The 23017-nt window shown below is 62.0% G+C and carries 26 protein-coding genes; 10 read left to right on the top strand and 16 right to left on the bottom strand.

Annotated elements, in window-relative coordinates; translation table 11 throughout:
* Window positions 1-96 precede the first annotated feature (96 nt).
* The 3 genes from secG to ACE04I_RS09745 form a co-directional block, all read right to left on the bottom strand.
* On the bottom strand, window positions 97-567 hold the full coding sequence (gene secG / locus ACE04I_RS09755) for a preprotein translocase subunit SecG (protein WP_082118200.1): 471 nt from the start codon (window positions 565-567) through the stop codon (window positions 97-99).
* A 102-nt stretch (window positions 568-669) separates the two neighbouring features.
* Window positions 670-1443, bottom strand: a complete 774-nt coding sequence (gene tpiA, locus ACE04I_RS09750) for a triose-phosphate isomerase (protein ID WP_046792257.1) — start codon at window positions 1441-1443, stop codon at window positions 670-672.
* Window positions 1444-1596: 153 nt separating this feature from the next.
* Window positions 1597-2481: an alpha/beta hydrolase gene (locus ACE04I_RS09745; RefSeq protein WP_046792256.1), complete on the bottom strand. Its 885-nt coding sequence runs from the start codon at window positions 2479-2481 to the stop codon at window positions 1597-1599.
* A gap of 195 nt (window positions 2482-2676) precedes the next feature.
* Between ACE04I_RS09745 and parE the strand changes: the two genes are divergently transcribed.
* Together parE and ACE04I_RS09735 are read left to right on the top strand one after the other, a co-directional pair.
* Window positions 2677-4731, top strand: a complete 2055-nt coding sequence (gene parE, locus ACE04I_RS09740; RefSeq protein ID WP_046792970.1) for a DNA topoisomerase IV subunit B — start codon at window positions 2677-2679, stop codon at window positions 4729-4731.
* A 191-nt stretch (window positions 4732-4922) separates the two neighbouring features.
* Entirely contained in the window at window positions 4923-6143 is a 1221-nt protein-coding gene (locus tag ACE04I_RS09735) for an AI-2E family transporter (RefSeq protein ID WP_046792255.1), read from the top strand.
* On the opposite strand, the gene ACE04I_RS09730 is transcribed toward ACE04I_RS09735, so the two are convergent.
* A complete protein-coding gene (locus ACE04I_RS09730) occupies window positions 6121-6579 on the bottom strand; it encodes a GNAT family N-acetyltransferase (RefSeq protein ID WP_046792969.1) in 459 nt (152 codons plus the stop codon). The two genes, ACE04I_RS09735 and ACE04I_RS09730, sit on opposite strands and share 23 nt — an antisense overlap.
* A gap of 121 nt (window positions 6580-6700) precedes the next feature.
* On the opposite strand from ACE04I_RS09730, the gene ACE04I_RS09725 reads away from it, so the two are divergent.
* The gene (locus tag ACE04I_RS09725) at window positions 6701-7105 is read left to right on the top strand and encodes a hypothetical protein (RefSeq protein ID WP_046792254.1); all 405 of its coding nucleotides are present in this window, start codon (window positions 6701-6703) and stop codon (window positions 7103-7105) included.
* A gap of 47 nt (window positions 7106-7152) precedes the next feature.
* On the opposite strand, the gene ACE04I_RS09720 is transcribed toward ACE04I_RS09725, so the two are convergent.
* The 3 genes from ACE04I_RS09720 to ACE04I_RS09710 form a co-directional block, all read right to left on the bottom strand.
* Window positions 7153-8283, bottom strand: coding sequence for a DUF2336 domain-containing protein (locus ACE04I_RS09720; protein ID WP_137326813.1), 1131 nt, complete (start codon window positions 8281-8283; stop codon window positions 7153-7155).
* A 94-nt stretch (window positions 8284-8377) separates the two neighbouring features.
* The gene (locus ACE04I_RS09715; RefSeq protein ID WP_046792252.1) at window positions 8378-8986 is read right to left on the bottom strand and encodes a flavin reductase family protein; all 609 of its coding nucleotides are present in this window, start codon (window positions 8984-8986) and stop codon (window positions 8378-8380) included.
* A complete protein-coding gene (locus ACE04I_RS09710) occupies window positions 8986-9573 on the bottom strand; it encodes a nitroreductase family protein (protein ID WP_046792968.1) in 588 nt (195 codons plus the stop codon). The genes ACE04I_RS09715 and ACE04I_RS09710 overlap by 1 nt, the downstream gene beginning before the upstream one ends.
* 107 nt (window positions 9574-9680) lie before the next feature.
* Here ACE04I_RS09710 and ACE04I_RS09705 point away from each other — a divergent pair, with 107 nt between their 5' ends.
* Entirely contained in the window at window positions 9681-10673 is a 993-nt protein-coding gene (locus ACE04I_RS09705; RefSeq protein WP_046792251.1) for a hypothetical protein, read from the top strand.
* Between the two features lie 109 nt (window positions 10674-10782).
* Here ACE04I_RS09705 and thrS read toward each other — a convergent pair whose 3' ends face one another.
* The 5 genes from thrS to ACE04I_RS09680 all read right to left on the bottom strand — a co-directional run bounded on the left by thrS (window position 10783) and on the right by ACE04I_RS09680 (window position 14665).
* A complete protein-coding gene (gene thrS, locus ACE04I_RS09700) occupies window positions 10783-12786 on the bottom strand; it encodes a threonine--tRNA ligase (protein ID WP_046792250.1) in 2004 nt (667 codons plus the stop codon).
* Window positions 12787-12911: 125 nt separating this feature from the next.
* Complete coding sequence (locus ACE04I_RS09695) at window positions 12912-13433, bottom strand: DUF1697 domain-containing protein (RefSeq protein ID WP_487207002.1); 522 nt, start codon at window positions 13431-13433, stop codon at window positions 12912-12914.
* A 4-nt stretch (window positions 13434-13437) separates the two neighbouring features.
* The gene (locus ACE04I_RS09690; protein WP_487207001.1) at window positions 13438-13857 is read right to left on the bottom strand and encodes a DUF2267 domain-containing protein; all 420 of its coding nucleotides are present in this window, start codon (window positions 13855-13857) and stop codon (window positions 13438-13440) included.
* A gap of 3 nt (window positions 13858-13860) precedes the next feature.
* On the bottom strand, window positions 13861-14217 hold the full coding sequence (gene yidD, locus ACE04I_RS09685; RefSeq protein WP_046792247.1) for a membrane protein insertion efficiency factor YidD: 357 nt from the start codon (window positions 14215-14217) through the stop codon (window positions 13861-13863).
* Window positions 14218-14221: 4 nt separating this feature from the next.
* Window positions 14222-14665 carry an iron-sulfur cluster assembly scaffold protein gene (locus tag ACE04I_RS09680; RefSeq protein ID WP_046792246.1) on the bottom strand — a complete coding sequence of 148 codons (444 nt, stop codon included), beginning with the start codon at window positions 14663-14665 and terminating at the stop codon, window positions 14222-14224.
* A gap of 296 nt (window positions 14666-14961) precedes the next feature.
* Between ACE04I_RS09680 and folE the strand changes: the two genes are divergently transcribed.
* The 3 genes from folE to ACE04I_RS09665 all read left to right on the top strand — a co-directional run bounded on the left by folE (window position 14962) and on the right by ACE04I_RS09665 (window position 17120).
* The gene (gene folE, locus ACE04I_RS09675; RefSeq protein WP_046792245.1) at window positions 14962-15576 is read left to right on the top strand and encodes a GTP cyclohydrolase I FolE; all 615 of its coding nucleotides are present in this window, start codon (window positions 14962-14964) and stop codon (window positions 15574-15576) included.
* A gap of 15 nt (window positions 15577-15591) precedes the next feature.
* Entirely contained in the window at window positions 15592-16053 is a 462-nt protein-coding gene (gene hisI, locus ACE04I_RS09670; RefSeq protein WP_046792244.1) for a phosphoribosyl-AMP cyclohydrolase, read from the top strand.
* 107 nt (window positions 16054-16160) lie between these two features.
* Window positions 16161-17120 (top strand): patatin-like phospholipase family protein, encoded by a 960-nt coding sequence (locus ACE04I_RS09665; RefSeq protein ID WP_046792243.1) that lies wholly within the window; start codon window positions 16161-16163, stop codon window positions 17118-17120.
* A 4-nt stretch (window positions 17121-17124) separates the two neighbouring features.
* On the opposite strand, the gene ACE04I_RS09660 is transcribed toward ACE04I_RS09665, so the two are convergent.
* Together ACE04I_RS09660 and ACE04I_RS09655 are read right to left on the bottom strand one after the other, a co-directional pair.
* The gene (locus tag ACE04I_RS09660; RefSeq protein WP_046792242.1) at window positions 17125-17559 is read right to left on the bottom strand and encodes a CBS domain-containing protein; all 435 of its coding nucleotides are present in this window, start codon (window positions 17557-17559) and stop codon (window positions 17125-17127) included.
* Window positions 17560-17652: 93 nt separating this feature from the next.
* Window positions 17653-18411: a rhomboid family intramembrane serine protease gene (locus tag ACE04I_RS09655; RefSeq protein ID WP_052760314.1), complete on the bottom strand. Its 759-nt coding sequence runs from the start codon at window positions 18409-18411 to the stop codon at window positions 17653-17655.
* A 228-nt stretch (window positions 18412-18639) separates the two neighbouring features.
* Here ACE04I_RS09655 and ACE04I_RS09650 point away from each other — a divergent pair, with 228 nt between their 5' ends.
* The 3 genes from ACE04I_RS09650 to ACE04I_RS09640 all read left to right on the top strand — a co-directional run bounded on the left by ACE04I_RS09650 (window position 18640) and on the right by ACE04I_RS09640 (window position 21015).
* A complete protein-coding gene (locus ACE04I_RS09650) occupies window positions 18640-19215 on the top strand; it encodes a PAS domain-containing protein (RefSeq protein ID WP_052760313.1) in 576 nt (191 codons plus the stop codon).
* A gap of 78 nt (window positions 19216-19293) precedes the next feature.
* Window positions 19294-19905 carry a PilZ domain-containing protein gene (locus ACE04I_RS09645; protein WP_046792241.1) on the top strand — a complete coding sequence of 204 codons (612 nt, stop codon included), beginning with the start codon at window positions 19294-19296 and terminating at the stop codon, window positions 19903-19905.
* A 498-nt stretch (window positions 19906-20403) separates the two neighbouring features.
* A complete protein-coding gene (locus ACE04I_RS09640) occupies window positions 20404-21015 on the top strand; it encodes a transglutaminase-like cysteine peptidase (RefSeq protein ID WP_046792240.1) in 612 nt (203 codons plus the stop codon).
* Window positions 21016-21032: 17 nt separating this feature from the next.
* On the opposite strand, the gene ACE04I_RS09635 is transcribed toward ACE04I_RS09640, so the two are convergent.
* A complete protein-coding gene (locus ACE04I_RS09635; RefSeq protein WP_046792239.1) occupies window positions 21033-22091 on the bottom strand; it encodes an ABC transporter ATP-binding protein in 1059 nt (352 codons plus the stop codon).
* A gap of 4 nt (window positions 22092-22095) precedes the next feature.
* A complete protein-coding gene (locus ACE04I_RS09630) occupies window positions 22096-22926 on the bottom strand; it encodes a carbohydrate ABC transporter permease (RefSeq protein WP_046792238.1) in 831 nt (276 codons plus the stop codon).
* Window positions 22927-23017: the final 91 nt, after the last annotated feature.

Genomic DNA, 23017 nt, shown 5'->3' with positions numbered 1-23017 from the left:
CAAATCGTCCGTTTGACGAAAAACGGTTGTGGAATCTTCACAAAAGAAAACCGGCAGGCTTTTGGCCTGCCGGAGATTGAAGCTTTGACCCCAGCCTTACTGGCCGGTCGGTACACCCGTCGGAGCCGCGGGAGCGGGCTCTGCCGGTGCGGCACCGTTGGCGGGCGCTGCGGGCGCCGCCGCGTTCGGTGCGGCAGGAGCCGGAGCGGCCGCGCCGGAATCGGAGGGTACGCCATTGCCGGCCGGTGCGGGCGTCTGCTGCGTCGGTGCCGGGCCGAGCGAATCGAGGATGCCGTTGCCGGAGCCCTGCGTTGCCGGAATCCGGTCGAGAATATCGGTCGGCCGGGATTCGTACCGCGCCAGAATGCCGAGCGTCAGCGACGTGATGAAGAAAAGCGTCGCGAGGATGGCGGTGGTGCGGGTCAGCGCATTGGCCGTGCCGCGGGCCGACATGAAGCCGGAGCCGCCGCCGACGCCGAGCCCGCCGCCTTCCGAGCGCTGGATCAGCACGACGCCGACGAGCGCAAGCACGATCATGAGATGGATGACGATAAGAACGGTCTGCATGATACAATCCATGCCTCCCCGAAGGAGGCAACAATAAGAGGTTGGCGGCTCTTTACATGAGGCCGGCGCGCATTCCAAGCCCTTCCGGACGTTTTCGAAGGATTACACTGTAAGCCCCTCATAGGCAGCGTAGATGGCGAGGAAATCCGAGGCTTTCAAGCTCGCGCCGCCGATCAGCGCGCCGTCGACATTGGCAATGCCCATCAATTCTCCGGCGTTGCCCGGCTTTACCGAGCCGCCATAGAGGATGCGCATCTTCTTCCCCTCGCCGCCGAAACGCTTCACGAGTTCGGCGCGCATGAAGGCATGCGCCTTCTCCACATCCGCCGCGGTCGGCGTGACGCCGGTGCCGATCGCCCATACCGGCTCGTAGGCGATCACGGTGTTCTCCGCCGTCGCTTCGTCCGGAACGGACCCGGCGAGCTGGCGCTTCAGGATATCGAGGGTCTGGCCGGCGTCCCGCTCTCCCGCGGTTTCTCCGATGCATATGATGGCGGTAAGCTCTGCGGCATGGGCGGCCTTCGCCTTGGCGCAGATGAGATGATCCGTCTCGGCGTGATCGCTGCGGCGCTCGGAATGCCCGACGATCACATGGGTTCCGAAGCAATCGGCGATCATTTCCGCCGAAACATCGCCCGTATGCGCACCGGAAACCTCCTGGTGGCAATCCTGCGCGCCGATCATCAGCGGACTGTCGGTCGCAAGCGCGGTGGAGACGTAAAGCAGCGTCGCCGGCGGGCAGATCAGCGCGTCTATCTTGTCGGGAAGCCCACTCCTCGAAACGCCCTCGGCAATTGCCTTGATCTGATCCAGTGAGGCACGCGTGCCGTTCATCTTCCAGTTTCCCGCCACCAGCGGGCGCACATCAGGCGTCATCGATCGAGATATCCCCTTCCAGCGGCCGCCGGGAACGGCCGATCCAAAACTTCCCGGAAGGTTTTAGACAGGTCTCCCGGAAAATCCATGAAAAATGACAGGACGTCCGCAAAGGGAGGCAGATTCCGCCATGAATGGAGATTTTTCGGCCTCCTAGCGTGCCGTCAGCAGGAAGTTGAGCACTTTTCGCCAGTCCGTCATCCGGATGGGCGTGCCGTGAGTGCCGGTTTCGAAAAGGGTGAAGCGAGCGGGATAGCCGCCCGCCTGGAGCCGCCCGAAGATCGCCTCCTGCTGCTTGGCCGGATAGACGCTGTCGGCGCTGCCATGGGCGAAATAGACCGGCAGGCGGAGCTTTGCGGCCGGAGTGGCCGAGTAGTCGCCATCCGGAGGACCGCCGAGCAGCACCATTCCCGCAAGATGGCGCGCCGCCCCCGCATCACGGCTGATGCCGGAGCAGATCATGCCGCCCATCGACGCGCAGGCAAGGATCACCGGCCGCCCGCCAGATTGCTCGAAGGAATAGCGGACAAGCGCCGCGATATCCTTGATACCCTTGTCGTCGAAGGAGGTGACGCTCGGTGAATAATAGGTGCCGCCATTGCCGGCGGTCAGGTTCTTCAGCCGGTTGAAATTGCCGCCGAAGGAATAGTCGTTGACACCGAGACGCCGGTCGCCGCCCCGCCCATGGATGAAGATCACCGTGAAGGCAGCGCCCTTCTCCTGTCCCACCCTGGTGACATCGATACGCCGGCCGCCGAGATCGAGCGTCTTGTCCTGCTGCTGGCGTCTCACCGCGGTCGAGACATAGGCGCTTTTCACCCGGCGCTCCGGCACCTGGTCGCGCCCGTTGATATCGCGCATTTCCTGGTAGTCGATCACCTCGTATGCGCCGCCGTCCCTGCTTTCCAGAACGGTCTGGCGCGAGAAGAGTTCGTCCTTGAATGGCTTGATCGGCCCTTGCTGCGCACCGGCGGGACTTGCCGCCAATATCGCAAAGCCAGCGAAAATCGCGCCGCGGATGAAATGAACTGTGGACATGGCGCCTTCTCACCGCTTGTTCGAGGCTTGGCTGCTTGCCATTACCGATGCACGGCCGCATTGGTCACGGAAAACCGTTTCCCTGCGGCATCGCGAAAAAGCCGGGTTTCTGGCACAATCGCAGGTGATTCGAAACAGCATGAGATGGGTATGGCCTCTTCCTCCGCACCCCGACAGGTAGTATCGACGCAGCCGATGGATGACAATAACGACCTTTTTGCGGAACTTCCCGTAGCCGCTGCAAAGCCCGTTGACCTCGAGCCGGCACCTTCGGCGCGCGCGCCGGAGCCCGTTTCGCCGCGCCCTGCCCCGGTAGGCACCGGTGACGATTACGGCGCTTCCTCTATCCGCGTGCTCGAAGGTCTCGAGCCTGTCCGCATGCGTCCCGGCATGTATATCGGCGGCACGGACGAGAAGGCGCTGCACCACCTGTTCGCGGAAGTCATCGACAATTCGATGGACGAAGCGGTCGCCGGTCATGCCGATTTCATCGAAGTGCATCTCGACGCCGAAGGCTTCCTGACCGTCACGGACAACGGCCGCGGCATTCCCGTCGAAAACCATCCGCAGGTGCCGGGCAAGTCCACCCTCGAAGTCATCATGACCAAGCTGCATGCCGGCGGCAAGTTCGACGGCAAGGCCTACGAGACCTCCGGCGGCCTGCACGGTGTCGGCGTCTCGGTGGTCAACGCGCTTTCCGATTTCCTGGAAGTCGAGGTCGCCCGCAACCGCAAGCTCTACCGTCAGCGCTTCTCCCGTGGGGCGCCTCAGGGCGGCCTGGAGCATCTCGGCGACGTGCAGAACCGCCGCGGCACGAAGGTGCGCTTCCATCCCGATCCGCAGATTTTCGGCGATCATGCGAAATTCGATGCCGGCCGCATTTTCCGCATGGCCCGCTCCAAGGCCTATCTCTTCGGCGGCGTCGAAATCCGCTGGAGCTGCGATCCCGGCGTCGTGCCCGCTGGCGGAGAAATTCCGGAAAAGGCTGTCTTCCACTTCCCCGGCGGCCTGAAGGATTATCTTTCCGCGACGCTCGGCAAGGAATTCACCGTCACGCGCGAAATCTTCGCCGGCCGGACGGAGAAGACCGGCGGCCACGGCGCGCTGGAATGGGCGATCACCTGGTATGGCGGCGACCCGCAACTCCATTCCTACTGCAACACGATTCCCACACCGGAAGGCGGCACGCACGAGGCAGGGCTTCGCATCGCGCTCACAAAAGGCCTGAAGAACTATGCCGAGCTGACGCAGAACAAGCGCGCCAGGGAAATCACCACCGACGACGTGATGATCTCGGCCGTCGGCATGCTCTCCGTCTTCATCCGCGAGCCGGAATTCGTCGGCCAGACCAAGGACAAGCTCGCAACCGTCGAGGCGCAGCGCATCGTCGAGAACGCGCTTCGCGATCCCTTCGACCATTATCTCGCCGGCAATCCGGGTGAAGCGGCCAAGCTGCTCGACTGGGTCATCGAGCGCGCCGAAGAGCGCCTGCGCCGGCGCAAGGAAAAGGAAGTCAACCGCAAGAGCGCGGTGCGCAAGCTGCGCCTTCCCGGCAAGCTTGCCGATTGCTCGCAGAACACGGCGGAGGGTGCAGAACTCTTCATCGTCGAGGGTGACTCGGCAGGCGGCTCGGCCAAGCAGGGCCGCAACCGCGCCAATCAGGCCATCCTGCCGCTGCGCGGCAAGATCCTCAACGTCGGCAGTGCCAGCCGCGAAAAGCTGTCCGCCAATCAGCAGATCGCCGATCTCATTCAGGCGCTCGGCTGCGGCACGCGCTCGAAATACCGCGAGGAGGATCTCCGCTACGAGCGCGTCATCATCATGACCGACGCCGACGTCGACGGCGCCCATATCGCCTCGCTGCTCATCACCTTCTTCTATCAGGAGATGCCGGAGCTGATCCGCGGCAACCACCTCTACCTGGCCGTGCCGCCGCTCTATGTCCTGCGCCAGGGCGGCAAGACCGTCTATGCCCGCGACGATGCCCACCGCACCGAGCTGATGGAAACCGTCTTCAAAGGCAAGAAGGTCGAGATCGGCCGTTTCAAGGGTCTCGGCGAGATGATGGCCTCGCAGTTGAAGGAAACCACCATGGATCCCGAAAAGCGCACGCTGCTGCGCGTCGAGATCGACGACGTGGATTTCGAAGGCACCCGCGAGGCGGTCGACAATCTCATGGGCACGAAGGCCGATGCCCGTTTCCGCTTCATTCAGGAGCGCGCCGCCTTTGCGGAAAATCTCGATATTTGACCGGCTTGGAAAAGTGCAAGCCGCGTCGGACCGGGTGCGCGAAAGTGTCCGGTCCGCTTTTGTTCATATTTCTATCGCATCTACCGGCTACGCCCTATAAGTAAGCTTCATTTTAAACCCATTGGGGCTACACTTGTACGATTGACCTCGGCAGCCCACATGCCGGCGGTCACAGGGAGCAGGAACGAACCGTGAGCGTAGTTGACGATAACAAGCAGCCGAAAGGGCCTCGCTGGCTCGGGCCGGTGGCCCCGAGCAGGATCGCCCTCATTCCGCCGATCTCGGCGGCGCGCTGGCTCCTTGTGCTGGTCGTCATCGCCGGCATCTATTTCTTCCACGGCTTCGTCGTGCCGGTTCTGGCAGCCCTCGTCATCGGCTTCGCGAGCTGGCCGCTCTATCGTGAGCTACTGCGCCGCATAGGCGGCAACACGACGATTGGCGCGTCGCTGGCCATCCTCTTCATCCTGACCTTCCTGATCGTACCGATCGGGATCGCGGTCTCCTATGCTATCGGCGAACTCCGCGAATGGATCGGCTGGGCGGTGGAGGCCAACCGCGTCGGCGCGCCGCCGCCGGAATGGATGCTCGGGCTTCCCTGGGCAGGCGCATGGCTCGGCGAGCAATGGCGCCACTATATCGGTACTCCCGGCGCATTCGGAGAACTGATACAGCTCGTCAGCGGCGCCAATATCGGCAATATCTACCGTGCCGTGGTGGCGGCGGGCGGTGGTGCATTCCATCTGCTGCTCAGCCTGCTCTTCATGCTGATCGCGCTTTTCTTCGTCTATCGCGACGGCGCGGCCTTCACGCGTCAGATCGATCTTCTCGGCGAGCGCATCCTGCCGAACCGCTGGGAACGCATGTCCCGCGTCGTACCGGCCACCATCAGCTCCACCGTCACGGGCATGACCCTGATCGCCATCGGCGAAGGCATCGTGCTCGGCATCGCCTACTGGATCGCCGGCGTCCCCTCGCCCGTCACCCTCGGCGTGCTGACCGGCATCATGGCGCTCATTCCCGGCGGCGCGCCGCTTTCCTTCACGCTGGTGTCGATCTATCTCGTCGCAAGCGGCTCCTATTTCGCCGGCGTGGCGCTTTTCATCTGGGGCACGGTGGAGCTTTTCATCGTCGATAAGACGGTGCGCCCGAGGCTTGTGGGCGGCCCGATCAAGCTGCCCTTCCTGCCGACCTTCTTCGGCCTGGTCGGCGGCGTGAAGACCATGGGCTTCCTCGGCCTTTTCATCGGCCCGGTCCTGATGGCGCTCATCGTCTCCATCTGGCGCGAATGGATACGCGAGATAAAGCTTGCCGATACCGGCGAGATAGAGGGAGCCGATCTTGCCACGGGCTCCGAAACGCCTCCCCCTCCTCCGGCAGATGTGCCGGTTATCAGGAAAGTCTCCTCTCCATGAAGAGGCTGAGCGGATCGGGCTTATAAGCTCCGAAGGGCTCGATTTCCACGAAGCCGTAGCGGCGATAGAGGCCGATCGCCTCCGGCTGGTGGATGCCCGTCTCCAGCCGGATCGCCGAAAGCGAAAGCTCCCTGCCGCGCTCGATGAGCGCATCCATCAGCAGCTTGCCGATCTTCAGCCCGCGCGCTTCCGGGTCCACGAACATCCGCTTGATCTCCGCCGTGCCGTCCGCCGCCTCCACCAGCGCGCAGCACCCGACGATCGAGCCGTCCTTCCGCGCGACCAGGAACGAAACCGTGTCTTTCTCCAGCGTCGACACATCCACCAGATGATTGCTCTCCGCCGGATAGAGCGAGGCGGCATAGGCGTCCGAGAGTTCCAGCAACCGCAATATTTCGGGTTGGCGAGGCGGTTCGATGTCGATCGTGACGGTCATTGCATGCCCTTGGCTGTAACGGATTGAGCCCAGCGTTACATGAAGAGCAGCCATCCGGAAAGGCGCCTTTCTCGGGTCACGATTCGTCTCCACAAAGAGCGTGAGAGAATCGAGGACGAACATGAACGCCGCCATCATCGTGATGACCATTCTGGGCTGCGACGACACCGGGGTCGACTGCCATTACATCGCGACCGCCGAGCAGAAATGGCCGACGATCGAGCTTTGCGACTCGGTCGCGGAAAAACATCTCGTCACCTACGCCAACGCCCCCTATCCGGTCATCATCGCGGTTTGCCAGAAACCCGAGGATACCGAAATCGCCACGGCGCTTCCCGGCCCGGCGAAAACGCCGGAAGAGCCGGTCAAGGTAACCCCGCAAGGCGAAAACAGCCTTGCTGTTCGCGCCATCCAGCGCGTTCGCAATGTTCTTCCCACCACGGAAGGCGTGCGCACGCTGATGCACAAGCCTGTGCGGCTGATCGAGGGCAGCTATTCCTGGGTAGCCCGCAAGTTCGAGCGATAGAAGAGCCACCTAAAAACGCGTTAAAACATTAACTTGGCTGTGAATTCTCAAGCGGCCAGGCAAGCATCGTCCGCATAGGAACGGGCGGTCGATCGCATCTCGGCCCTCTGCAGCTTCTCCACCATGTCGAGAAGCTCCGAAACGGGGGATGCCGGCATTCCCGGCCGTTGAAATCTCTCCAACAGCAGCGCCGAAATGCTTCCCGGCGTTTCCGCGACTTCTTCCCGCCGCCGCAGAAGGATCGCCTCCACGAAAACGAGGGCGATATCCCGGTCCAATCCCGCCGATTCGAGAAGCGCCCTCACCGCGTGCATCCGGCCGGTCGCGAGGATGGCGCGCACCCGCCGGTCTTCGAGGCCTGAAAGATTAGCCACGGCCCCGGCGAAGAAATCGACCTTTCCGGCGCAGAGCGCATGGATCAGGAAGGCCGGGGTCAGGAGGCCGGCGCCCCGCAGATGCTCCACGAAGTCGGGAATTTCCTCATGCGGAACGCCCCCGGCAATCACCACCGCCGCCGCGTTACCCGCTTCGCGGCTCACATGCTCGATCCTCGCGGCGGCCATTGTGGCGCGCACTAGGTCCGAGCCCGTCAAGGCGGTGGTGACGTGGTGGACCAGCAGGTGCCGGGCATCGGCCGGCAGGTATTCCCTGTCCAGCAGCAGGCTCCGGATATCGGCGCTATGGCCGAAGCGTTCGGCAATCCGCCTCAGCGACTGGCGGCCGATCGCCGCGCTTTCGTTCTCCAGGAGGATTGTCACATCATTCTCTTCGCCGATCTCCACGATGGCAGCCGCCGCACCCCGTGAAAGCTGCGGACGGGCCGCGATGAACCCTCGGATCAACCCGTCGCCGCGGCCTGCGAGATCGATGAGATCGGCTTCGGTGATCACCGGAGAGCAGGCGATGACGGTGCAGGAGATTTCCGGCTGATCTTCGGCAAGAGCGAGAATGATGGCGCGCGGTGCCTCCGGCGAGCCCGCCAGCGCCTCGGCAAGCGCAAGGCGCACGTGCGGCGAAGGGTCGTCGAGCAAATAGGTCATCGCAAGTGCTGCTGCGCGCTGTTCTTCGCGACCGAGCGTGGCGCTGAGATAGGCCCGGCCGAGCGCACCGGCGGCTTTCGCCCTCTCGCTTGCCCTTGCCGTTGCAGTCCAGCGAAAAAATGCCTGTACGATCACCATCAGCCTCGGATACCGGAGCCATGTCGAACCCGACCGGCTGCGGTTAACGCTATCGGCAAATGGTTTATTATTGGTTCACCATACCCGTTAACCGTTAGGGAACCGAAGGACGGACCATCTCGAACACCTCCGCGCCGCCATCGGAAAAATCGAGATAGCCCATGCGCGCGACCGGCCGTATGAGGCCCATGTCGAGCCGGCCGTCGCGGATGACCTCGTCGTGAATGTGGATTCCGAGGATCTGGCCAAACACCATGTGGGAATCGGCATGCCCACCGTCGATCGTCTTCGGCTGGATGATCTCCGTGACCTTGCATTCGAGCACCGCATAGGCGTCCGCGACATAGGGGGCATCCACGACCTCCCCCATTTTCGGCGTCAGCTTGGTCAGATCGAACTCGTTGACGCCATATTCCACTGCCGCCGACGAGGCATTCATCTGCTCCGCCAGATGCCGGCTTGCGAGGCTCGCGGTGAAAACTCCGGTCTCTTCCGCATTCTTCAAGCTGTGCTTGCGGCCGCTGGAAGAGAACATCACCAGCCGCGGTCGCTCGGAGACGAGGTTGAAGAAGGAATAGGGAGAGAGGTTGAAGGAGCCGTCCCTGCCCTTCGTGCCGATCCAGCCTATCGGCCGCGGCGCGACGATCGCCTTCAGCGGATCGTGCTTGAGGCCGTGGGCATTGGTATCCGTGGTGTAGAACATCAGGCTCCGCCCTCGCCCGCATAGGTGACGATCTGGGAGAGTTCGGGACGCGGGCGATCCGGCACCGGAAAATCGCTGGAGCCGATATGAATGAAGCCCGCCACCTTCTCGTCCGGAGCGACGCCCAGGAGTTCGAGCGCGCGGGCATCGTAGGCGATCCATTCCGTGCGCCAGTTGGCGACATAGCCATGCGCCTCGGCCGCCATCAGCATGTTGAGGCATACTGCGCCGGCGGAGAGGACCTGCTCCCATTCCGGGATCTTCACGTGCGGAGCCGCCTTGCTGACGACGCCGATGACGACAGGCGCACGCAGGAAGCGGGTGCGCTCGGCCTCCCTGGCGGCTTCGCCAAGATCCGGGTCATTCTCAAGAGCCAGACGCAGGAACTCCGCTCCGAACTCCTCCCGGATAGCGCGCCGATAGACGATGAAGCGCCAGGGCGCCAGCTTTCCATGATCGGGCACGCGTGACGCCAGGGAAAGAATCGCTTCGATCTGAACGCCCGAGGGGCCGGGGTCCTTGATTTGGGCAACAGGCGTGGAATGGCGCTGGCGCAGGTAATCGATCAGTTTTACGTCATTTTGCATCTGAGGAGCGTCCATGGAGGCTTATGCGGTGGGAAGGTCTTGAAATTGCCTTGTCATTGGTCTTCAAGTGGCGCATTCGGTATTCAAGAGTCAATCGGTACAGAAATATGACGGGCATTTCCATCGCGGTACGCTGGGTTCTCGCGAGTGCACTCGTGCTCGGTCCGGCGTTCGGCGGTCTTGCCCAGGATGCCTTCAAGAGTTTCAAGCAACTCGACAGCACTGCGAAAATGCCGAAACTCAACGCCTTCTCCGCAACGCCCGGCAACCCGAACGCCATGACTTCGCGCGATGTGACGATGGAAGCAAGGCTCACATCGGATGGCGCGGCCATGCAGGAAGGGCTTTCCTGGCGCGTCTTCAGCCCCATTCCGGGCGAAGACGGCAAGCTTCCCCTGGTTGCGAGTTCCGAAGGCGGCTCGGCCGATTTCCAACTCCTACCCGGCAATTATTTCGTCAACGTCGCCTTCGGGCGGGCGGGCGTCACGAAGAAGCTCGCCGTACCGGCCGAAGGCGATATGGAAAAGCAGGTTCTCGTCCTCGATGCGGGCGGCTTCGTGCTGAATGCGGTGGCGGGTTCCGATGCGCCCATACCCTCGAACAAGCTCAGCTTTTCGGTCTATTCGTCGGAAGTGCGGGAAGATGGCGAGCGCGGCCTCGTCATGGCCGACGTGAAGCCGAATACGATCGTCCGGCTCAACGCCGGCACCTATCACGTGGTGTCCGAATATGGCGACATCAACGCCGTCGTGCGCGCCGATATCCAAGTGGAGGCCGGCAAGCTCACCCAGGCGGTGCTGCAGCATAAGGCGGCGGAAATCACATTGAAGCTCGTCTCGCAGCCCGGCGGCGAGGCGATCGCGGATACGGCCTGGTCCGTCCTTACGGGCTCGGGCGACGTGGTCAGCGAAAGCGTCAGCGCCTTCTCCACAATGGTGCTTGCGGAGGGCGAATATACCGCCGTCGCCCGCAACAAGGACAAGATCTACCAGCGCGAATTCACGGTAAAATCCGGCGAGAACAAGGATATCGAGGTGCTGATGCGCTACGATCCGCAATTGGCGGGCGTCAAGGACGGTCAGCAGGTATCCCAGGAATAACGGTCCCGGTTTGGGACGCCGAAAAAAAAGCGCCCGAAACAGGCGCTTTTTTCATTTCAGCATCATTTTGGGCGACGGCACCTGCGTTACAGATGCCGCCGGTTATCGATCAGGCAGCGGCCGCCTTGCGCGCTTCGGCGCGGCGGCGAAGATCCGGAGGGGTCGCCTCCTCCGCCAGCGATGCGATCGCATCGTCCAGCTTCATAGAAGTCTGCGCCTGGGAGCCGAGGCGGCGGATGTTGACCGAACGCTGCTCGGCCTCCTGTCTGCCGCAGACGATGATGACCGGCACCTTGCTGACCGAGTGCTCGCGGATCTTGTAGTTGATCTTCTCGTTGCGGAAATCGGTCTCGATGATCATTCCCGCCTCGCGAAGGGCTTCCGCCACCTCACGGCCGTAGTCGTCCGCATCCGAGGTGATCGTGGCGACGACAGCCTGAACCGGCGCGATCCAGAGCGGCATGTGGCCCGCATAGTTCTCGATCAGGATGCCGAGGAAGCGCTCCATCGAACCGCAGATAGCGCGGTGGATCATCACCGGCTGCTGCTTCTCCGAGTTATGATCGATATAGAAGGCGCCGAAGCGTTCCGGCAGGTTGAAATCCACCTGCGTCGTGCCGCACTGCCATTCGCGACCGAGCGCATCCTTCAGCGTATATTCGAACTTCGGGCCGTAGAATGCGCCCTCGCCCGGCAGAATGCCGGTCTTGATATCGTTCGACTGCCGCTGAATGGTGTTCAGCACGTCCGTCATCACGCTTTCGGCGCGATCCCAGAGTTCGTCCGAACCGACACGTTTTTCCGGCCGCGTGGAGAGCTTGATGGTGATCTCCTCGAAGCCGAAATCCTTGTAGACCGAAAGGATCAGCTCGTTGATCCTGAGGCATTCGGCGGCCATCTGCTCGTCCGTGCAGAAGACATGCGCGTCGTCCTGCGTGAAGCCGCGAACGCGCATGAGGCCATGCAGGGCGCCCGAGGGCTCATAACGATGCACGAGACCGAATTCCGCAAGACGGATAGGCAGTTCTCGGTAAGACTTGAGACCATGCTTGAAGATCTGGACATGGCCCGGGCAGTTCATAGGCTTCAGGGCGAAGACGCGGTCGTCCGCGTCCGGATCGTCCGGATTGGTCAGCGCATAGGCCGATTTCACCGCGAACATGTTCTCCTGGTACCAGCCCCAGTGACCGGAGGTCTCCCAAAGCGACGTATCCAGCACCTGCGGCGCGTTGACTTCCTCATAGGTGCCGGCAAGCCGGCGGCGCATATAGGAAACCAGCGTCTGGAACATCCGCCAGCCCTTGCCGTGCCAGAAGACGACGCCCGGCCCCTCTTCCTGGAAATGGTAGAGATCCATTTCCCGGCCGAGCTTGCGGTGATCGCGCTTTTCCGCCTCCGCCAGCACGTGCAAGTACTGGTCGAGTTCTTCCTGCGTGGCCCAGGCCGTGCCGTAGATGCGCGTCAGCATGGGATTGTTCGAGTCGCCGCGCCAATAGGCACCGGCCACCTTCATCAGCTTGAAGGCGGTGCCGACCTGCCCCGTGGAGGCCATGTGCGGCCCGCGGCAGAGGTCGAACCAGTCGCCCTGATAGTAGATCTTGACGTCCTGGTCCTCGGGAATCGCATCGACCAGCTCGACCTTGTAGGTCTCGCCCTTGTCCTTGAAGACCTGCCGGGCCTTGTTGCGCGGCCAGACTTCCTTGGTGAACGGCTGGTTGCGCGCGATGATCTCCTTCATCTTCGCCTCGATCTTCGGCAGATCTTCCGGCGTGAAGGGCGTATCGCGGGCGAAATCGTAATAGAATCCGTTCTCGATCACCGGGCCGATGGTAACCTGGGTCGAGGGCCATAGTTCCTGCACGGCCTCGGCCATCACATGCGCGGCGTCGTGGCGGATCAGTTCCAGCGCGCGCGGATCGGCACGGGTGATGATTTCGATACGGCCGTCGATGATCGGATCGGCAAGATCGCGCAGCGTGCCGTCGATCGCAACGGCGACCGCCTTCTTGGCAAGCGACTTGGAAATGGATTCAGCGACGTCACGGCCGGTCGTTCCCGCGTCGAACGCGCGGACCGAGCCATCGGGAAATGTAAGGGAAACGGATTGGGACATGTATTTCTCCTGTCCAGTCCCGCCAACGAATGCGGGTGGTGTTGGAACGAATGCGCTTTCGCCTTCCGGCGGCGCAGGCGTGGCTGATAAAGATTTTTCGCGCTCTAGTAAAGGCGAACGGCCATCTACCGCAGCATTTCGGCAATGCCATTGACCGTATTGGCGTTGCGAAACGTCCCGATGCCAAGCCTTTTCGTGGTCATGACGGAAAGAAGCCGGCTCTCGCTCGGCTTGCCGCCGAAATCGATCCAGAGATCACCATCGATGATCGCGATCTTCTCCCGATCCCGGTATTTCTCCAGCAATCCGACAGCATTCCCGTCGAGCGGCGCCCGCATTACCCGGAGGCAGACATCCGCACCGTTCCCGCTCAGGAATGGGTTTTTCGCCGCGAGCTTCAACCAATCGGCGCCGGATCGCACGATAATGCCGACATGCTTGCCGAAGCGCTGTTCGAACGCCTCCTCCAACACCCGTTCGATATCACCGGCCGGAGAGTCCTCCGCCTCGAAGACCAGATTGCCGGTCGATACCAATGTGCGGCAGTTCCGAAAACCGAGCCCCTCCGCCATGGCGCGAAGCTCGGCCATGATCACCCGCTTGCCACCGCCAAGCACGATGCTGTGGAGCAGCGCCACGTAGATCATCGCTTCACGTCCGCCAGAAGGTTGCGGCTTCCGCCGGCAGTTTTGCCAGAGCCCGATCGAAAGTGACTTCGCCCACATGCCGTCGAAGGACCGACGCGACGACGGCGATGGAATCGTCCGGCGAGACATTGTGATCGCCGCGAAACGCCTTCACCTCCCTTGTCAGGGTCGCCCGGTCCTCGAATGGCCGCAAGGGCTGATCGACATCCCAGTTGGAAACGAAGAGTGCCCGGAGCACCGGCGGCAGCACATCGGCGAAGGCAAGCGCATCGCGGATCGAAAGCCGGCTACGGAAAGTCGTGAACACGGCGTCGATCATCGTATAGGTTTGATTGGTCGTCTGAAGCATGGCGCCATCCCTGGCCTCGATCAGGAAAGCATCGAAATCACGCGAGGCCTGCCTGTACTCCATCGGAACGGTCATGCTTCAACCCTTCCTGCTCGAAACGCGCCAGTAGCGCCACGGCGTCCACCAGCGCTGATGCGTGGCGAGAGCTTCCGGAACCGGATCGAGGCCGGACGTACCGCCCGGTCCGCATCGCGCGACGCGGAATAGCGTCAGCCATCCGCCCGACCATAGCCCGTGCCGGGCGATCGCTTCGTAGCCGTATTCGGAACAGGTCGGGATATGCCGGCAGGAATTGCCGATGAAACCCGACAACGTGAGCTGGTAGAACCGGATCAGCCCCGTCCCGAAGAGGCGGCCCGGCGTTTTCCGAAAGGGGCCTGCCCAGTTTCGAGAGTGTGCAGTTCCGGTATGATTGTGCTCGGAGGCGCCGCACATTGGCTTACACGGCTTCGGCGCGGGCTTTCGCCTCGATCTGGTCGATTGCGTCGACCACCGCATCGAAGGTCAGCATCGTCGAGGCGTGGCGGGCCTTGTAGTCCTTCACTGGCCTCAGATAGCGCATGTCCTCGAAGCGTCCTTCGGGGCCTTCGCCGTCTTCCTTCAGCATGGCGAGCATGTCTTGCCGCGCCTTGCGAAGCTCGTCGGCCGTGGCGCCGATCACCTGACGGGCCATGATGGAGGAGGAAGCCTGCCCGAGCGCGCAGGCTCGCACTTCGTGGGCGAAGTCCGTCACCGTGCCGTCACGCATATTCAGGTAGATACGCACCTTGGAGCCGCAGAGCTTGGAGTGCTTTTCCGAAACGGCATCCGCATCCGGCAGCGTTCCCGAACGGGTGATGTTGCCGGCGAATTCGAGGATCTTGCTGTTGTATATGTCGTCCATATTCCGTGCCCGTTGGAAAAGCCTTAGGGTCCTGCGCCGCGCGTCGAACAAAGCGTCAACGCCCGCGGGCTAGGATTAGCAAGCTCGTTCTATTATATGTGATGTCGCATCCCGATCATCAAGAAAGGATGTTTTGGCCGTTTTCCTCACGAAATCGGGATAGGATGCCTTGTAAAACCGGCCGCCAGAGATCAGATAGCAGCCGGATCGTTAAAGAGTGGACCTCCGGCGTGAAATTCCGCCCTCAGGTCACGAGCCATTCGGGTGCGGCCTTGAACCGCATCAGGAGACATTAAATGGATGCAATTGTGAAGAACTTCCCGGCCTCGAGCCAGACCCAGGCCCGCCCGACCCAGCAGGAGGCGGAAGAAGCGGTGCGCGTATTGCTCCGCTGGGCTGGTGACGACCCGATGCGCGAGGGGCTGCTGGATACGCCGAAGCGCGTCGCCACTGCCTATATGGAACTGTTCGGCGGATACGAGCAGTCGCCGGAAGAGGTGCTGGGCCGCACGTTCGAAGAGGTTTCCGGCTACGACGATATCGTTCTGGTGCGGGATATCCCCTTCCACTCCCATTGCGAACACCACATGCTGCCGATCATCGGCAAGGCGCATGTCGCCTATCTGCCGAACGGGCGTGTCCTCGGTCTTTCGAAGATCGCCCGCGTGGTGGATATCTTCGCCCGTCGCCTGCAAACCCAGGAAAACATGACGGCGCAGATCGCCAACGTCATTCAGGACGTATTGAAGCCGCGCGGCGTCGCCGTGATGCTCGAAGCCAAGCATATGTGCATGGAAATGCGCGGCGTCGAAAAGCAGGGCTCGGATACGCTGACCACCACCTTCACCGGTGAGTTCAAGGGAAATGCAGCCGACCAGGCCCGTTTCCTGAGCCTCATTCGGGGCCGTTGATCCAGGATTTTTTAGATGCCGCTCACCTTTGAACAGCCCTCGGCCGACAAGGCCGAGCGCGAGGCCGCTGGCCCCTTCACGCCCCTCTTCGATGCTGGCGGGCTGGTGACCGCCGTCGTGACGGACGCAGGCGATGGCGAACTTCTGATGGTCGCGCATATGAACGCGGAAGCGCTCGCGCTCACCATCGAGACCGGCATTGCCCATTATTACAGCCGCTCGCGCCGAAAGATCTGGAAGAAGGGGGAATCCTCTGGAAACCTCCAGACCGTCCACGAGATCAGGACCGATTGCGACCAGGATGCCGTCTGGCTGAAGGTCTCGGTCGCCGGGCACGATGCAACCTGCCACACCGGTCGGCGCTCCTGTTTCTACCGTGTCGTGCAGGAAAAGGATGGCCGCGCCACGCTTGAAATCACCGACGATCAGCGCCATTTTGATCCGGAGAGCGTCTATGGCGGCGGGGGAACCAATTAACAACTGCCTCGTTTTCTGCCACGCCGGCGCACGTTAAACGATTTCGAAACCTCTCGATGGATTAATCGGGAGGCTGGGATCGTTCAGCCTCAAGGGTGGTAAAGTCTATGCTGAACTGGAGTTGGAATCGCCAAGATCCGCGCGCGGCCGCAGCCGATACGAGCGGAACCCCGATTCTGGAAGCCACCCCTCCCCCTGCTCAGCAAGCACCCAGAAAAGCCAAGCTCGCCTTGGCGCTCGGTGGCGGCGCGGCGCGCGGCTGGGCGCATATCGGCGTCCTGCGGGCGCTGGACGAGGCCGGCATCGAGGTCGGCATGATCGCCGGCACTTCGATCGGCGCGCTCGTCGGCGGCTGCTATCTCGCCGGTAAGCTGGACGAACTCGAGGCCTTCGCCCGCTCGCTCACCATGCGACGCATCGCCGGCCTGCTCGATCTCACCTTCGGCGGTGGCGGGCTGCTCGGCGGCATGCGGCTCACCAAGCGCATGCAGGAACATCTGGAAGGCATTTCGATAGAGGACCTCGACCGTCCGTTCGTGGCGGTCGCGACCGAACTGAATAGCGGCCACGAAGTCTGGATCACCAGCGGCAACCTGATTACGGCGCTACGCGCTTCCTACGCCCTTCCCGGCATATTCGAACCCGTTCGCTGTAACAACCGCACGCTCGTCGATGGCGCGCTCGTCAATCCGGTGCCGAGTTCGGTCTGCCGCGCCTACGAGCAGCCGCTCGTGGTCGGCGTCAATCTCAACTACGAAATCTTCGGCCGCTCGGCGGTAGTCAAGCATAGCGCCAGCGTCCAGCCGCTTGATAACGGCCGCAGGGACAGGGACGAATCCCGGGTGGGAATGACCGGCGTGATGGTGCAGGCCTTCAACATCATCCAGGAACGGATTTCGCGTGCGCGTCTTGCCGGCGATCCGCCGGATCTGGCGCTGCATCCGCGCCTTGCCGACGTCGGGCTTTCGGAGTTCCATCGCGCCGGCGAGGCGATCGACCGCGGCTACGCCGAAACGATGACGCAGATCGCCGCGCTCCAGCGTATGCAGGAAGTGTTCGCGCGCTAGTGGATTAGCCCGCGATATAGGCCTTGATCTGCTCGGCCTCGAATTCGATTTCCTGAATGCGCGACTTCACCACGTCGCCGATCGAAATGATGCCGACCAGCTTGCCGCCGTCTTCCACCGGCACATGCCGGAAGCGCTTGCCGGTCATCATCTCCATGAGCTGATTGACGGTAAAATCCTCCCGACAGCGCAGAACGGTAGCCGTCATCGCCGATTTGACGGGCTGCTGCAGCACGGTCGGCCCCTTGCCGGCGATTGCCCGGACAAGGTCGCGTTCGGTGAAGATGCCGGTGATGTTTCCCGAGGATCCGACAACGACCACCGCACCGATGCGGTTCTGGTTCAGGATTTCCGCGACCTCCTGCAGCGTCTTGTCCGGCCCCACGGTAACCACGTTTCGGCCCTTGGCATCGAGCATGTTCTTGACGGTAATCGACATGGTTCCCTCCTAGCGCATCTGCAGGTAGAGCCGTTTCCACTCCTCAGGAAGCGCGCTCGCCTTTGTGGAATCTAGATCGCTCCATGAAGGAGATCAAGGTTCCGTGATCGGAAGGCGGCCTTGCGGAAGTGGATCGAAGAACGCGAAGAGAAGAAAACCGAAGAGAAAGCCGCCGATATGGGCATCCCAGGCAATCTCGCCCATGTCCCCGCCCACGAGCGGCAGCCCTGCCGCGATCAGAATATTGCCGAGGAACCAGATCCCCGTGAAGAAGACGACGGTTCGGTTGCGGAAGGCACCGAGAATCGATTGGCGCGGATAGAGATGACCATGGGTGCGGTCATAGCCGCCGCGTTCTGGAAAAGCGAAGCGGCAGGCAGCGCCCATCAGCGCCGAGACCACGCCAGACGCGCCGATCAGCAGCGTCTGGTCGCCCCAATGCAGCATGGCGTGGAAGAAGGCCGCGGCGGCGGCTGAAAACATCCAGAAGAGAATGTAGCGCAAGGTCCCGATGCGGCGCACCACGGGCGCCCCGAAGGCCGTCAGCCACAGCACGTTGAAAACCAGGTGCTCGACGCCACCGTGCAGCAGCGAATAGGTCACCGGCGTCCAGAGCCACTGGAACCCCTGTTCGGCCAGCGGATAGACGTAGCGAAGCGGCGTGAAAGCCAGCTGGAACAGCAAAAAGGTGCGGGCGTCCTCGCTGAGGAAAAAGGCTTCGATGACATAGAGCGCCGCAAGCACCGCTATCGTCACCACAAGGCTGCGCGGCAGGTTGAATATCGGAACCGATTCGCGCTCGGGAGCATGCTCCTCATGCGGCTCCTCGGCCATGTCCGGCCTGTCGCTCATTCCGTCCCTTTCTCGTCAACTTCGCTAGCCATATAGGACCCACCGACGAAAGGGAAGCGCCGGCGGCGCTATCCGGCGCCCGCCGAAATCTCCGGAAGCGGGGTATGTTCCGGCATCGGCAATCGCCGGTTAACCATCACATGCCGCAGATGGCATGGATTTCGCTCCGCGAGCGGCAAAGGACACGGTTCGCCCCGCGATCTGGTTCGAAACGAGACAGGCAGAAGCATGCGCAATGAGGCAACCCGGAAGGTTTACGATTACTGGCTCCGCATCAAGGGCGATCGTTCTGCTCCCCTGAGGAGCGAGATCGATCCCACGGCACTGCGCCGCCTTCTGCCCTATCTGTTCATCCTGACGCCTGGTGCCGAAGGCGCGCCGGAGTTCCGTCTTGCCGGAACGCGCATTTGCGAAATCTTCGGCCGCGAACTCCGCGGCGCTGCCTTTTCCGGCTTGTGGGATGGGGACCCCGATCCGGCCGAGATCGCACGCGATGTCATGCGCCTTGAGCAGCCCGCGATCCTCGATGGCCGGACACGAAACGGCGAGACTGCAATCGGGTTCGAGGTCCTGTTGCTGCCGCTCCGTTCCGGCGAAACGGCCGACCGCCTGTTGGGCTCGTTCCTGCCGCAGGCCTCGCCTGCTCCTCCCGTCACGCGCCCGCTTTCAGGACTCTCGCTTCAGGGTTGGAATTTTCTCGAAGCAGATCGGGAGCCCGCGTCATCCTCAACCGATGATCCGGGGCCTGCCCGAGCGCTCCTGCGTTTTCTTTCAACACGCCTGCTCGACAACGGAACGACTTGAAACACGTCCGCAAAACCTTCTGTTAACCGCGCCGCGGTATGAAGTTTGTTATAGTTGCGAATGGAAAAGTCTTCTCGAATGTATTCGTTTCAGCCGGCCCAGAACGCTCCCTCGCACCACATGCCGAACCAGCGGGCGTTCCAGCGGGTGGTCGTAAACATTGCCGGCCGGTTGATGCTTTCCAATCATGAGGAATTTCCCTGCAGCGTTATCGATATGTCGCCGGGAGACGTCGCCTTCGCCTGCGAAGCGCGGCCCGCCGTCAACGAACGGGTGATCGCCTATCTCGATCACATCGGCCGGCTGGAAGGCAGCGTGCTGAGCCTGTCGGGCAACGGCTTCGTCATGTCGATCACGGCGACGGAGCGCAAGCGCGAGAAGCTCGCTGCCCAGCTCACTTGGATCGCCAACAAGCATGAGCTCGGCCTGCCTGAGGATCGCCGCCACGATCGCCTGACGCCCCGCAACAGCCGGGCCGAACTTCTGCTGGATGACGGCCGCCGCTATTCCTGCCGCATCATGGACCTTTCGCTTTCCGGCGCGGCGATCGACATCGACATCCGCCCGGCGATCGGCACCCCGGTCCAGCTCGGCAATATGCGCGGCCGTGTGGTGCGCCATTTCCTGGAAGGCGTGGCGGTCGAGTTCAATTCGATCCAGCCGCGCGAATCCCTCACCCAGTTCCTCTGAGGAACGATCGCCGCCTGATCGCGGCGCCCCCTTTTCCCCCTATTGCTCGACGATAGACTGTCTCCATTAGAGGCAGTCGAACTGCTGTCTGACTGTCCCGAAACGGCTCCAGCAAAATTTTTTGTGCCTTTTCGAAACTTTTTTTCGGGGTTTTTCCTCTCCCGAAACCGGTTTGCGGCCGCATGAAGCCCCCATTTCGAGGTCTCCCACGCCCTTGCCGTTGCGTTCGCAACGAGCCGCCGCCGCGCGAGCGCATCTCACGAAAGCAGAAGAAAATCCCGTGAATACAAAGCGATAGCGAGGGCACTCGTGCCGGATCAGTGTCACCAATTGCCGACTGCCATCCGGGCCCATTTTGAATTCCTTTCCAGTTCGCAACCCGATCGATTCAAATTTTATGAAACTTCGATTCAAATAAGGATTTGATTCTACTACTATATTTTGCGCTCGCTCAAACCCTGCCTGCGATTGTCTTCCCATGAACGGGGAGACAAGAAAATGACCGATCGCAAGGCACTGAAGCTCGGATTTGTTGCCGCTCTCATCGCTTTCGTAAGCGCATCTTCGTCCTTCGCGGCGCCGGTCGGCACGATGCGCGTCATCGGCGAAGCCAGCCCGCCGATCGGTCATTACGAGTTCTGCCAGACCTACACGAGCGAATGCGACACCAGCTATGAGGATGCCGGCCCGATGCGGCTGACCGAAGAGAAGTGGCGCGCGCTGCTCGACATCAACTATACCGTCAACACTTCGATCCAGCCGATGACCGACCAGGAAATCTATGGCGTCGAGGAACGCTGGGCCTATCCGCGCACCGTCGGCGATTGCGAGGATTTCGTCCTGCTCAAGCGCAAGATGCTCATCAAGAAGGGCTTCGATCCGTCCGACCTGCTGATCACCGTCGTGCTTCAGCCGAACGGCGAAGGGCATGCGGTGCTGACCGTCCGCACCGACCGCGGCGATTACGTGCTCGACAACATGCGCAACAAGGTTCTGCTCTGGTCGGATACCGAATACACCTATCTGAAGCGCCAGGCCTCGAATGATCCGGCCCGTTGGGTCAAGCTCCAGGATGGCCGCGCAACCGCCGTCGGCAGCGTCGGGCAGTAATCATCTAGGGCTGAGGATCACCCGATACGGTTTCCGTCAGCGCCGAACAGATGCAGATGCTGCGGCGGGAACCTGACGAAAACCTCCGGCCCGGCCTGCATCGCCTCGCGGTCGAGGGTGAAGACCTTGAACGGCAGTCCATGCAGGGAAAGATGCAGGATGATGCCGAACCCGGTCGGCTCCACCAGCTCCACATGGGCTTCCATGCCGGCGCCGTCGGTCGAGATCGCGACATGCTCCGGGCGGATGCCGAGCGTCAGGCCCGCCTCGCTCTCCGCCTTCAAGGAAGCCTCGAGCGGAATGCGCGTTCCGTCCTTCAGCGTCACCGCCCCGTCCGCATGGGACACATCGAGGAAGTTCATTCCCGGCGAGCCGATGAAGCCGGCAACGAAGAGATTGGCCGGCCTGTCGTAGAGTTCGAGCGGGCTCCCGACTTGTTGCACGATCCCGCCATGCATGGCGACGATCCGGTCCGCCAACGTCATGGCCTCGATCTGGTCGTGGGTCACGTAGATCGAGGTCGCCTTCAGATCGGCGTGCATTTTCTTGATTTCCGCCCGCATCTGCTCGCGCAGCCGGGCATCGAGATTGGAGAGCGGCTCGTCGAACAGGAAGGCCTTGGGCTGGCGCACGATCGCGCGTCCCATCGCGACACGCTGGCGCTGCCCTCCCGATAGCGCCTTCGGCCGACGCTCCAGAAGCGGTTCCAGTCCCAGCTTGGCGGCAGCTCCCCCGACCGCCTGCTCGATCTTCTCCTTCGCCGCCTTCCGCAAACGCAGGCTGTAGCTCATGTTGCCGGCGACGCTCATATGCGGATAGAGCGCGTAGGACTGGAACACCATCGCGATATCCCGGTCCTTCGGATGCAGCTCGTTGACCCGGCCGCCGGCGATGCGGATCTCTCCGGCGCTGACATTCTCCAGGCCGGCGATCATCCTCAGCAGGGTGGATTTCCCGCAGCCCGACGGCCCCACCAGCACGATGAACTCGCCGTCGCGGATATCGAGGTCGATGCCATGCAGCACGGAGACGTGGCCGTAGGACTTTTCAAGATTCTCGATCTGAATGGACGCCATGTGACTACCCCTTGACCGCACCGGCCGTGAGGCCCTGGACGAGATACCGCTGAATGAGAAGGAAAAAGAGCGCCGCCGGAATGAGCGCCAATATGCCGGCCGCCATCATCTGCCCGAAATCGACGGAGAACTTCGAGACGAAAGTGAGAAGGCCGACCGGGAAAGTCGCCGCATCGTTGCCGTTGATGAGCATCAGAGCGAAGAGGAGTTCGCTCCAGGCGGCCGTGAACACGAAACCGAGTGTCGCAGCGATCCCTGGCAATGTCAGCGGCAGAATGATCTGCCTGAACGCCGTGAACTTGGTCGCTCCGTCGATCATCGCCGCCTCTTCCAGATCCTTCGGAATGCCGTCGAAGAAGGATTGCATGAGGAAGGTCGCGAAGGGCACGTTGAAGGCGGTATAGACGACGATGAGACCCGTCAGGCTGTTGGTCAGCCCCAGCGGCGAGAGGATCTTGAAGATCGGCGCGACCAGCATGACCAGCGGGAACATCTGCGTCAGCAGCATCAGCGCGACGATCCAGTATTTCGCCCGGAAACTGAAGCGCGAGAGCGCGTATCCCGAAAGCGAGGCGCAGATCGTCACGGCGATCGCCGTGGAGGCGGAAACGATCAGGCTGTTCTTGAAGAAGGTCGGGAAGGCGCTGTGCCGCAGGACGAACGCGTAATGTTCAAAGGTGGTGCGCGTGGGCCAGAGCCGCACGCCCTCCGAATAGAGCAGATCGTTCGGCGTCACCGAAACCTTGAGAAGCCAGAAGAGCGGGAAGAGCGCGAAGGCGATGTAGCAGAGGATCGCCAGCCTATGCGCGATGGTCGGGAGGACGGATCGCTTCATGGTCTCAATCCTTGTTCAACAGCGTCTGCCGCAGCAGGATGATCAGCATCGAATAGGCGAGCAGCAGCACGAGCAGCACCAGCGCGATGGC

The sequence above is a fragment of the Rhizobium moroccans genome (genome assembly GCF_057559155.1).
This window is presented reverse-complemented; position numbering and strand designations above follow the sequence as displayed.

Coding starts and splice junctions, on each gene's coding strand:
- ACE04I_RS09730 (WP_046792969.1), bottom strand. CDS start 6,579: ATGACCGTCACGATCGACATCGAACCGCCTCGCCAACCCGAAATATTG.
- ACE04I_RS09690 (WP_487207001.1), bottom strand. CDS start 13,857: ATGACCGTTCCGATGGAGTACAGGCAGGCCTCGCGTGATTTCGATGCT.
- ACE04I_RS09635 (WP_046792239.1), bottom strand. CDS start 22,091: ATGGCGTCCATTCAGATCGAGAATCTTGAAAAGTCCTACGGCCACGTC.
- ACE04I_RS09725 (WP_046792254.1), top strand. CDS start 6,701: ATGAACGCCGCCATCATCGTGATGACCATTCTGGGCTGCGACGACACC.
- secG (WP_082118200.1), bottom strand. CDS start 567: ATGCAGACCGTTCTTATCGTCATCCATCTCATGATCGTGCTTGCGCTC.
- parE (WP_046792970.1), top strand. CDS start 2,677: ATGGATGACAATAACGACCTTTTTGCGGAACTTCCCGTAGCCGCTGCA.
- ACE04I_RS09720 (WP_137326813.1), bottom strand. CDS start 8,283: ATGGTGATCGTACAGGCATTTTTTCGCTGGACTGCAACGGCAAGGGCA.
- ACE04I_RS09715 (WP_046792252.1), bottom strand. CDS start 8,986: ATGTTCTACACCACGGATACCAATGCCCACGGCCTCAAGCACGATCCG.
- hisI (WP_046792244.1), top strand. CDS start 15,592: ATGCCGCTCACCTTTGAACAGCCCTCGGCCGACAAGGCCGAGCGCGAG.
- ACE04I_RS09640 (WP_046792240.1), top strand. CDS start 20,404: ATGACCGATCGCAAGGCACTGAAGCTCGGATTTGTTGCCGCTCTCATC.
- thrS (WP_046792250.1), bottom strand. CDS start 12,786: ATGTCCCAATCCGTTTCCCTTACATTTCCCGATGGCTCGGTCCGCGCG.
- ACE04I_RS09665 (WP_046792243.1), top strand. CDS start 16,161: ATGCTGAACTGGAGTTGGAATCGCCAAGATCCGCGCGCGGCCGCAGCC.
- ACE04I_RS09710 (WP_046792968.1), bottom strand. CDS start 9,573: ATGCAAAATGACGTAAAACTGATCGATTACCTGCGCCAGCGCCATTCC.
- ACE04I_RS09745 (WP_046792256.1), bottom strand. CDS start 2,481: ATGTCCACAGTTCATTTCATCCGCGGCGCGATTTTCGCTGGCTTTGCG.
- ACE04I_RS09660 (WP_046792242.1), bottom strand. CDS start 17,559: ATGTCGATTACCGTCAAGAACATGCTCGATGCCAAGGGCCGAAACGTG.
- ACE04I_RS09650 (WP_052760313.1), top strand. CDS start 18,640: ATGCGCAATGAGGCAACCCGGAAGGTTTACGATTACTGGCTCCGCATC.
- ACE04I_RS09705 (WP_046792251.1), top strand. CDS start 9,681: ATGACGGGCATTTCCATCGCGGTACGCTGGGTTCTCGCGAGTGCACTC.
- ACE04I_RS09680 (WP_046792246.1), bottom strand. CDS start 14,665: ATGGACGACATATACAACAGCAAGATCCTCGAATTCGCCGGCAACATC.
- ACE04I_RS09645 (WP_046792241.1), top strand. CDS start 19,294: ATGTATTCGTTTCAGCCGGCCCAGAACGCTCCCTCGCACCACATGCCG.
- tpiA (WP_046792257.1), bottom strand. CDS start 1,443: ATGACGCCTGATGTGCGCCCGCTGGTGGCGGGAAACTGGAAGATGAAC.
- folE (WP_046792245.1), top strand. CDS start 14,962: ATGGATGCAATTGTGAAGAACTTCCCGGCCTCGAGCCAGACCCAGGCC.
- yidD (WP_046792247.1), bottom strand. CDS start 14,217: ATGTGCGGCGCCTCCGAGCACAATCATACCGGAACTGCACACTCTCGA.
- ACE04I_RS09630 (WP_046792238.1), bottom strand. CDS start 22,926: ATGAAGCGATCCGTCCTCCCGACCATCGCGCATAGGCTGGCGATCCTC.
- ACE04I_RS09695 (WP_487207002.1), bottom strand. CDS start 13,433: ATGATCTACGTGGCGCTGCTCCACAGCATCGTGCTTGGCGGTGGCAAG.
- ACE04I_RS09655 (WP_052760314.1), bottom strand. CDS start 18,411: ATGAGCGACAGGCCGGACATGGCCGAGGAGCCGCATGAGGAGCATGCT.